7 protein-coding genes and 1 pseudogene are annotated in these 9,025 nt (G+C 70.4%); all 8 read right to left on the bottom strand.

All coding sequences use genetic code 11. The annotated features are described in order from the left end of the window. Window positions 1-284, bottom strand: a pseudogene (locus tag RIN80_RS07675) (glucose-6-phosphate isomerase); the annotation flags it as partial. 76 nt (window positions 285-360) lie between these two features. Beyond that, window positions 361-1,629 (bottom strand): MFS transporter, encoded by a 1,269-nt coding sequence (locus RIN80_RS07670; RefSeq protein WP_309094749.1) that lies wholly within the window; start codon window positions 1,627-1,629, stop codon window positions 361-363. A gap of 120 nt (window positions 1,630-1,749) precedes the next feature. Further along, a complete protein-coding gene (locus RIN80_RS07665) occupies window positions 1,750-2,085 on the bottom strand; it encodes an RNA polymerase-binding protein RbpA (RefSeq protein ID WP_129797281.1) in 336 nt (111 codons plus the stop codon). A gap of 207 nt (window positions 2,086-2,292) precedes the next feature. Next, window positions 2,293-2,523: a preprotein translocase subunit SecG gene (secG, locus tag RIN80_RS07660; protein WP_009300451.1), complete on the bottom strand. Its 231-nt coding sequence runs from the start codon at window positions 2,521-2,523 to the stop codon at window positions 2,293-2,295. Between the two features lie 101 nt (window positions 2,524-2,624). Further along, window positions 2,625-3,401, bottom strand: a complete 777-nt coding sequence (gene tpiA, locus RIN80_RS07655; protein ID WP_309094748.1) for a triose-phosphate isomerase — start codon at window positions 3,399-3,401, stop codon at window positions 2,625-2,627. 5 nt (window positions 3,402-3,406) lie between these two features. Then, window positions 3,407-4,618 carry a phosphoglycerate kinase gene (locus RIN80_RS07650; RefSeq protein WP_309094747.1) on the bottom strand — a complete coding sequence of 404 codons (1,212 nt, stop codon included), beginning with the start codon at window positions 4,616-4,618 and terminating at the stop codon, window positions 3,407-3,409. 139 nt (window positions 4,619-4,757) lie between these two features. Then, window positions 4,758-5,765 (bottom strand): type I glyceraldehyde-3-phosphate dehydrogenase, encoded by a 1,008-nt coding sequence (gene gap / locus RIN80_RS07645; protein ID WP_309094746.1) that lies wholly within the window; start codon window positions 5,763-5,765, stop codon window positions 4,758-4,760. 245 nt (window positions 5,766-6,010) lie between these two features. Next, complete coding sequence (locus RIN80_RS07640; RefSeq protein WP_309094745.1) at window positions 6,011-8,965, bottom strand: M14 family zinc carboxypeptidase; 2,955 nt, start codon at window positions 8,963-8,965, stop codon at window positions 6,011-6,013. Window positions 8,966-9,025: the final 60 nt, after the last annotated feature.

Here is a 9,025-nt window from a genome sequence, read left to right as displayed (position 1 = left end):
TTCTCGGTGGTGTTGATCTTCTCGCCGCGGAACATGGCGTCCCGCAGCCCGAACACGTCGGTGGCGGCGGCCAGCTCCCGCAGCAGGGCCAGCGTCTCGTCGGTGACCAGGTGCTTGGAGTAGTCGACGTACAGGTCCCCCACCCGGAGGGCGTACGCGCTGCCGCGGCCGGGGTCGGCGGCGAACAGCTCGCGCAGCTGGACCTCGCCCAGCTCCTCACGGTGCTTGGCCAGCGCCGTCCACTCGGACGTCTGGTTGAGCCTGGTACGGCCGTCTGCGTTCATCTCGGACTTCAGCCTTCTTTCCTGTCCTGCCTGTGCTGCTGCGTACCTGCCCCGCTGCCGGTCCCAACCTAATTGATCAGCGGTTGCCGTGGCCTGTCGTCGTACCGTCCTCCGGCGCAACAACAGGTACGTCCCGGCGGCGCCCGGGTATCAGCGCGATGACGGACAGGACGAAGAAGGCGGCCGCGAGCAGGGCCGGGGTGTTCTTCCCCCAGGCCGTGGCGGCGGCCCCGCCCAGCACCGCGCCCAGGGGCGCGCCCGCGACGGCGAGCGTCCGGTATGCGGAACTCACGCGGCCCAGCATCTCGGCGGGGCTGCGCTGCTGCATCAGCGTCGTGGTGTTGACGTTCCACACCATGCCCATGAACCCGAAGACGGCCAGGGCGGCCGTCAGCGCGATCATGCTGCGCACCGACCCCATGACGAGGAGCGCTCCGGTCTGCGCCGTCCCGGCGACGAGGACCATGCGCATCCGCCCGAAGCGGGTGACGAGCCGGCCGCCCGCCACTCCCCCGGCCAGGCTGCCGGCCGTGCAGGCGGTCATCGCCGCCGCGTATCCCGCGTTCCCGGCGTCCAGCCAGCCGGTCACCAGGACCACGAGGGTGGCGATGAGGGCGCTCATGCCGATGTTGCACAGGGCGGTGGCGGCGCAGAGGCCGCGCAGGGCCTTGTCGCGCGCCAGCGTGCGCAGCCCTTCGGCGATCTCGCGGCGCAGGGTGCTGCCCGCCGGTCTGGGCTTCCGCTCGGACGCGGCGGCCGGCAGGGAGGCGATGAGCACGGCGGCCACCAGGAACGTCACGGCGTCGGCGGCGAAGGGCACGGCCGTCCCGGCGATCAGCAGCAGCGGCACGGCGGGGCCGCCGAGCAGGCCGCCCGCGATGCGCTGGCCGGTCAGCAGCCGGGCGTTGGCACTGCCCAGCGCCTCCCGGCCGACCAGGGAGGGCAGCAGCGCCGTGGCGGCGTTGTCGAAGAGGGTCTGGAGCGTGGTGAGGGCGAAGGCCAGGACGACGAGCAGGCCGATCGACGCGTGGCCGAGGGCGACGGCCACCGCGAAGGCGCCGACCAGCAGCCCGCGCACGGCGTCCACGAGCCACATGGCGCGCCGCTGGTCGACACGGTCGGCGACGGCCCCGCCGAGCAGGCCGAAGACGATCCAGGGCAGATAGCCGCAGGCCGTGACCGAGGCGACCAGCAGCGGCTCGTCGGTCAGTGTGACGGCGAGCAGGGGCAGTGCGGCCGTGCGCAGGGCGTCGCCGAAACTGGACAGCACGGCGGCGCTCCACAGCCGTCCGAAGCCCCCGCGCCGCGCGGGCGCACGCACGTCCCGCACCTCGACCCTCGCCACCGCTCCCCCTCGGTTCGCCCGATGCACGAACCGTAGAGGGCACCACTGACAATCGGCCGGCCGCGGACCGGGAGAGCAGCTCCGGCCGGGCACCCGCTGGTGCCCGGCCGGTCCCGACTGCTAGATCTCGCCCCGCAGTTTGGCGAGCGCCTCGGCGAGGATCGCCTCGCCGTCCGCGTCGCTGCGCCGCTCCCGCACGTACGCCAGGTGCGTCTTGTAGGGCTCGGTGCGCGGCGGGGCCGGGGGGTTGTCCCGGTCCTGGCCGGCCGGGAAGCCACAGCGCGGGCAGTCCCAGGTGTCGGGCACCTGCGCGTCGCTGGCGAAGCTCGGCTGGGTTTCGTGTCCGTTGGAGCACCAGAAGGAGACGCGCAGCCGGGGCGCGGACTCGCCGCGCTCGGCCTCGCCCATCGGCCCCGCCCCGACCCGGCTTCCCCGGATCGCGTTGCCACTTGCCACGGTCGTAACTCCCTGCGTGATGGTGCCGCGAAGCGAGTCGGCGTTCCGCTTCGCTGCGAGCGCCTCAGTCTACGTAAGGCCCAACGCGCGTCCAGTGGTTGGAGTTACAACCCTCACACCTAGACGCAAGCCCCATGATAGGCCGCGCTCAGCTGCGCGTACCGAACATGGGGCCTTACGTACGGGTTCCGTGCGGGCGGGGCTCGGTCAGTTGTTCACCTTCATCAGGATGCCGAGCACGACAATGCACGCGAACCACAGCAGACCGACCACGACGGTGATCCGGTCGAGGTTGCGCTCGGCGACCGAGGAACCACCGACGGAGGACTGCATGCCGCCACCGAACATGTCGGAGAGGCCGCCGCCCTTCCCCTTGTGCATCAGCACCAGCAGCATCAGCAGCAGGCTGAAGACGATCAGGGCGATCGAGAACCCCAAAACCACGGCTGGACCAACTTCCTCGGACTCGGATGGACGACGCGGGGCCCAGCACGGCGCTGGACCCCGCAAGGGTACGACGAATCACCGTTAGCGCATACTCACTGGTCGCGGAAGCGCACGATCTTGACGAACTCGTCGGCGTCCAGGGAGGCGCCGCCGACCAGGGCGCCGTCGATGTCGGCCTGCGCCATGATCTCGGCGACGTTGCCCGACTTCACGGAGCCGCCGTACTGGATGCGGACCTTGTCGGCCAGCTCCTGCGTGTACAGCTCGGCGATCTTGCCGCGGATGGCGGCGCAGACCTCCTGGGCGTCCTCGGCGCCGCAGACCTTGCCGGTGCCGATGGCCCAGACGGGCTCGTAGGCGATCACGATCGTCTCGGCCTGCTCGGCGGCGAGGTCCTTCAGGCCGCCCTCGACCTGGGCGAGGGTGTGGGAGACGTGGTTGCCCGCCTCGCGGACCTCCAGCTCCTCGCCGACGCACAGGATCGGGGTCAGGCCGTGCTTGTAGGCGGCCTTGACCTTGGCGTTCACCAGCTCGTCGGTCTCGCCGTGGTACTGGCGGCGCTCGCTGTGGCCGATGGCGACGTAGGTGCACTTCAGCTTGGCCAGCATCGGGCCGGAGATCTCGCCGGTGAAGGCGCCGCCGTCGTGCGCCGAGATGTCCTGGGCGCCGTACTTGATCTTGAGCTTGTCGCCGTCGACCAGGGTCTGCACGGAGCGCAGGTCGGTGAAGGGCGGCAGGACGGCGACCTCGACGGCCTCGTAGTCCTTGTCGGCCAGGGCGAAGGCGAGCTTCTGGACGTGCGCGATGGCCTCGAGGTGGTTGAGGTTCATCTTCCAGTTGCCCGCCATCAGCGGCGTGCGCGTGCTCATGTAGGTCAGTCCTCCAGTGCGGCGAGGCCGGGGAGCGTCTTGCCCTCGAGGTATTCGAGGGAGGCGCCGCCGCCGGTCGAGATGTGGCCGAATGCCGTCTCGTCGAAGCCCAGGGTGCGCACGGCCGCGGCGGAGTCGCCGCCGCCGACCACGGTGAAGCCCGGGGAGTCGATGAGGGCCTGGGCGACCGCCTTGGTGCCCTCGGCGTAGTCGGGGTGCTCGAAGACGCCCATGGGACCGTTCCAGAAGACGGTGGCGGCGTCGGCGAGCTTGGACGCGTACAGCTTGCGGGTCTCGGGTCCGATGTCGAGGCCCATCTGGTCGGCCGGGATGGCGTCCGCGGCGACGGTGGTGGGGTTGGCCGGGGCCTTGGTCTTCAGGTCCGGGAAGGCGCTGCCGGTCAGCGCGTCGACGGGCACGACCAGCTCGACGCCGGTCTTCTCGGCCCGCTCGACGTACTCGCGCACGGCCGGGATCTGGTCCTCCTGCACGAGGGACTTGCCGATCTCGTACCCCTTGGCCGCGAGGAACGTGTAGGCCATGCCGCCGCCGATCAGGATGCGGTCGGCCTTGCCGAGGAGCTGGTCGATCACGGCGAGCTTGTCGGAGACCTTGGCACCGCCGAGGGCGACGACGTAGGGCCGCTGGACGTCGTCGGTGAGCTTCCTGAGGACGCCCACCTCGCCCGCGATGAGGTAGCCGGCGTAGTGCGGCAGCCGGGCCGGGAGGTCGTAGACGGAGGCGTGCTTGCGGTGCACCGCGCCGAAGCCGTCACCGACGTAGACGTCCGCGAGGGCGGCGAGCCGGTCGGCGAAGGCGGCGCGCTCGGCGTCGTCCTTGCTCGTCTCGCCGGCGTTGAAGCGGAGGTTCTCGAGGACGGCGACCCGGCCGTCCTCGAGGGCGGCGACGGTCGACTCGGCGGACTCACCGACCGTGTCGGTCGCGAACGCCACGTCGGCGGTGAGGAGTTCCCCGAGCCGGGCGGCGGCGGGCGCGAGGGAGAAGGCGGGGTCCGGGGCGCCCTTGGGACGGCCCAGGTGCGAGGCGACGACCACGCGGGCGCCCGCCTCGGCGAGGGCCTTGACGGTGGGCAGCACGGCGCGGATGCGGCCGTCGTCAGTGATGGTCGTGCCGTCCAGCGGCACGTTCAGGTCGGCGCGGACGAAGACCCGCTTGCCCGCGACTCCTTCGGTGAGGAGTTCGTCGATCGTCTTCATGGGGACTCCTGCAAGTGCTCGTGATCGCTCGGAAGCGCTCGGGATCGAACAGGTCGGTTCTGTACGTGAGTCAGGGCTCGGACGGCGCGGTCACGCGCTGCCCGAGCCCTGCCCTCACATGGAGGCCTGCTCTATTCGATCAGAGCTGGTTGCCGACGAAGACCGTGAGGTCGACGAGGCGGTTGGAGTAGCCCCACTCGTTGTCGTACCAGCCGATGACCTTCACGTTCTTGCCCTCCTGGACCATGGTCAGGGAGGAGTCGAAGGTGCAGGACGCCGGGGCGTTGACGATGTCGGACGAGACGATCGGGTCCTCCGTGTACTCGAGGATGCCCTTCAGCTCGCCCTCGGCGGCCTTCTGGAAGGCGGCGTTGACCTCTTCCTTGGTGACCTCGCGGCCCAGCTCCAGGACCAGGTCGGTGACCGAGCCGGTGGGGACCGGCACGCGCATGGCCATGCCGTCCAGCTTGCCCTTCAGCTGGGGCAGGACCAGCGCGGTGGCCTTGGCGGCACCGGTCGTGGTCGGAATGATGTTCTCGGCGGCGGCACGCGCGCGGCGCAGGTCCTTGTGCGGGAAGTCCAGGATGCGCTGGTCGTTGGTGTACGCGTGCACCGTCGTCATCAGGCCCTTGACGATGCCGAAGTTCTCGTCGAGGACCTTGGCCATCGGCGCCACACAGTTGGTGGTGCAGGAGGCGTTGGAGATGACGTGGTGGTTCGCCGGGTCGTACGTGTCCTGGTTGACGCCCATCACGATGGTGACGTCCTCGTCCTTGGCCGGAGCCGAGATGAGGACCTTCTTGGCGCCGCCCGCGATGTGCTTCTCGGCGTCGGCCTTCTTGGTGAAGATGCCGGTCGACTCGATGACGATGTCGACGCCCAGCTCGCCCCACGGGATGTCGGCCGGGTTGCGCTCGGCGAGGACCTTGATGGTCTTGCCGCCGACGGTGATGGTGTCCTCGGTGTGCGTGACCTCCTGCTTGAGGCGGCCGAGGATGGTGTCGTACTTCAGCAGGTGAGCGGTGGTCGCGGTGTCACCCAGGTCGTTGACAGCCACGATCTCGATGTCTGCACCCTGCTCCAGCAGCGCGCGGAAGTAGTTACGACCGATGCGGCCGAAGCCGTTGATGCCTACGCGGATCGTCACGAACCGATCTCCTCGTTGGTACGCCGGCCATGAAGAGCCGGCGAGCTCTGTTTGGGATGTCCCCGACCGCCTCCGACCCTACCTCCCTGAGGCCCCGGTGGTGACATCCAGATGCCCCATACACGGCAGGGCGGTCCGTACCGGCCAGTAGGGGTACGGACCGCCCGGCCCCGGGAGCGGGGATCACCCGATTCCGCTCCTCGGAGTGGTGCCGGTCGAGCGCGGAGTTCCCCCTTCGGGGGAGGTCACACGTCGAGGGAGGCGAGCGCCTTCCTCATCAGTGCCGCCCGGTCGGCGGCGGTGGCGACGTGCTCCAGGCCGAAGCCCAGCAGCACGGTGTCGTCCGTGGTGACCGCGCCGTAGGTCTGGAAGAGCGCCCCGGTGCGGGTCCAGTCCTTGGTGACGGCCGGGCTGCCCGCGGGCGGCCCGGCGACCTTCCAGGCGCCGAGTGAGGTCTCGAAGCCCTCGGTCTCCTTCGCCGTGCCGCCCACGACCAGCGAGGCGTCGTCGGCCAGGACGCCGTGGCCGCCGGTGCCCGGGTCGGTGACGTAGCTGATCGCGACCTCGATCGTCCTGCCCGCGTACGCGCTCAGGTCGAACTCCACCTGCTGCCAGCCGCCGGAGCTGCCGGTGAGACTGTTCCACGCGCCGGTGCTGCCGGTGGCCGCGCAGCCGTCGTCGGACCGGGTCAGGTAGTGCGTCAGCCAGGGATGCTCGCGGAGGTAGAAGCCGCCCTCGCACTCCGCCGGCACGGTCGCCTTGGTCGCGCCGCCCTTCTCGGGCAGGGTCGTCCAGTCGTCGGCGCCCGTGGTGTGGGCCTCGACCAGGACGTTGTCGTAGCCGGGCTCGGTGTCCCACATCAGCCGGGTGCGCAGCGTGGGCCCGTCGGCCGCCGTGACACCGGTGAGGTCGACGGTGCGCATGAGGCGCTTGTAGCCGTCGTCGGTGTGGACGGCGGCGGCCATCGAGGAGCCGGCGTACGGGCCGTAGGGGTTGACGGCCCCGGCGAACTGACCGGCGCCCCTGCTCGCGAACTGCGGGAACTGCTCGGCGGGCAGTTCGTCGGAGGTGACGCTGTACCGGCCCGCCTTGTCCAGCGGGTTGCCGGGGGCCGCGGCCAGCGGGCCCGAGAAGCCGCGCAGCTCACCGGCGCCGGTGAAGCCGGTGGCTCCGCCGGCCGAGGTCCGGCTGTAGGCGCCCAGGTAGTACTGGCTGAAGTCGTCCGACAGGGCACCGCCGCCGAGGTCGACGCTGCCGCCGGCCTGCTCGCCGGCCTCGATCAGCCGCCCGCCCTCGTTGAGGAAGGCCCGCAGCTGCAGCTGGGTGGCGTTGCCGGGGACGCTCGCGCCCGTGTAGTGCACGACGGTGTCGAAGTGGCTCAGCACGCCGAGCGCGTCGGGCGCGCCGTGCCGGGCGACGTCCCAGACGACCGCCGTGCGGCCGCTCGCCCTGAGCGCGTCCACGTACTTCTGCGCCTGCGTGGCGGTCGCGCCCTCCTCGGCGACGACGAGGGTGTCGGCCCGGGGCCGCTCGGCGACGGTGTAGGTGAAGCGCTCGCTGGTCACCTTCCTTCCGCCGCGCGTCTCCGCGGTGAACCACACCTCGACCCTGTCGCCGGGCCCGCCGTCCTTCACCTTCGCCCGGTACTCGTCGAAGTAGAGGTTGTCCTCACCGCCGTAGGTCTCGCCGCCCTTCCAGGGCCTGAGCGCCATGTCGTGGGTGCGGCCGCCGTTGACGCGGTACCTCAGTTCCTTGTCGCGCAGCGCCTTGCGCGCGACGACGGAGACCTCCTGGTCGGCGCCGCGCGCGTACGACGTCGGGAACGCGGCCGGGGTGAAGTCGGCGGCGCTCAGCCCCACCGACGACTTCGGCCGGTCGGGGTGGGCGGCGGACTCGGCGACGGAGAGCGCGAACGGGACGTTCTTGGCGAACTCCTGCTGGATCAGCTTCTCGTCGTCCGGGAAGGTGAAGACCGAACGGCAGTCGGACGCCTTCCACTCGTCGTCCGGGTCCAGGTTGGAGGCGGTCTGGCAGGTCGACATCTCGGGGGTGAACATCGCCAGCCCGTTGACGTTCGCCGCGTGGCCGTCGGCCTCGCCGTTGGTGGTGTACAGCTCGGAGGAGACCTGCGGGTGGTAGCCCGGGACCGCGGGGTTCTCGGGCGTGCCGGCGAGCGCCTTGTACGCGACGTCGTCCGGGGTGTTCGTGGCCACCTGCCAGCCGACTCCGTAGAGGATCAGTTCGGCCGCGGAGTGGTAGTTGATGCCGTACGTGAAGCCGATCCGCTTCTGGAAGGCGTCCAGGGCCTTGGTCTCCGGCTCGGAGTTCGGGCCGGCGCCGCGGTAGGTCTCGCCGGCGGGGTTGGGGGACGAGCCCTCGTTGTCGTAGCCCCACTTGTAGGCGAAGTTGCGGTTGAGGTCGACGCCGTCGCCGGTGGTGATGGCGCCGTCGCCGTTGACGTCCCGGAGGTTCTTGCGCCACATGCGGTTGGCGTCGTCGGCGTGGGTGAAGTCGTAGCCGTCGGGGTTGGCCGAGATCAGGAACCACAGCTCGGTGGAGTCGACGATCTTCTTGACGCGCCGGTCCTTGCGGTAACTGTCCAGGTAGTGGTGCATCAGGCGCCGGGTCATCTCCGGCGTGATCCACTCGCGGGCGTGCTGGTTGGACATGTAGAGGACGGCGGGTTTCGAGCCGTCCTTGGTCTTCTTCGCGCCCTTGGTGAGCTTCAGGGCGAGGATGTCCTGGCCCTTCACGGTCCTGCCGATGGAGACGACCTTGGTGAGGTCCGGGTTCTCCTGCGCGACCCTGAGGATCTCCTCCTTCAGGCCGCCCTGCCCGCCGTACGGACGGAACACGCCTTCGGCGGCCGCCTCGACGCGGGCGTCCGCGCGGGTGGACAGGGTGTGCTCGGCGAGGTCGACGCCCTGTTTCTCCAGCTTCTTGGCCTGACGGGCGGTCAGGTAGACCTCGACGCTGGCGGTGCCCTTCTCGGGCACCCGTTCACTGAGCTCGTGACCGTCCTGGCCGGCCGCCAGCAGCAGGGGTACCTGCTTCCGGGTGACGTCGGCGTGGAAGACCTTGACTTCGTCCGGGTCGGACGGGGTCGAACTCCCCGGTTGTGCCTGGGCGATGGGTGCGATGCTCGCTCCGCCGAACAGGAGCGCGCCGACAGCGAGGATCGATCTCGCTCTTCGTCTCATGAACCCCCCTAGCGTGGGTCCGCCACAGCAGCGAACAGATGCCAGGCTCATGACAGTCCA

Origin of the sequence: Streptomyces sp., assembly GCF_031181705.1 — a bacterium.
Taxonomy (GTDB): Bacteria; Actinomycetota; Actinomycetes; order Streptomycetales; family Streptomycetaceae; genus Streptomyces.
This window is presented reverse-complemented; position numbering and strand designations above follow the sequence as displayed.

Bases quoted from the DNA above. Each gene is read 5' to 3' on its own strand.
- RIN80_RS07650 (WP_309094747.1), bottom strand. From the start codon at position 4,618: ATGAAGACGATCGACGAACTCCTCACCGAAGGAGTCGCGGGCAAGCGG.
- tpiA (WP_309094748.1), bottom strand. From the start codon at position 3,401: ATGAGCACGCGCACGCCGCTGATGGCGGGCAACTGGAAGATGAACCTC.
- RIN80_RS07640 (WP_309094745.1), bottom strand. From the start codon at position 8,965: ATGAGACGAAGAGCGAGATCGATCCTCGCTGTCGGCGCGCTCCTGTTC.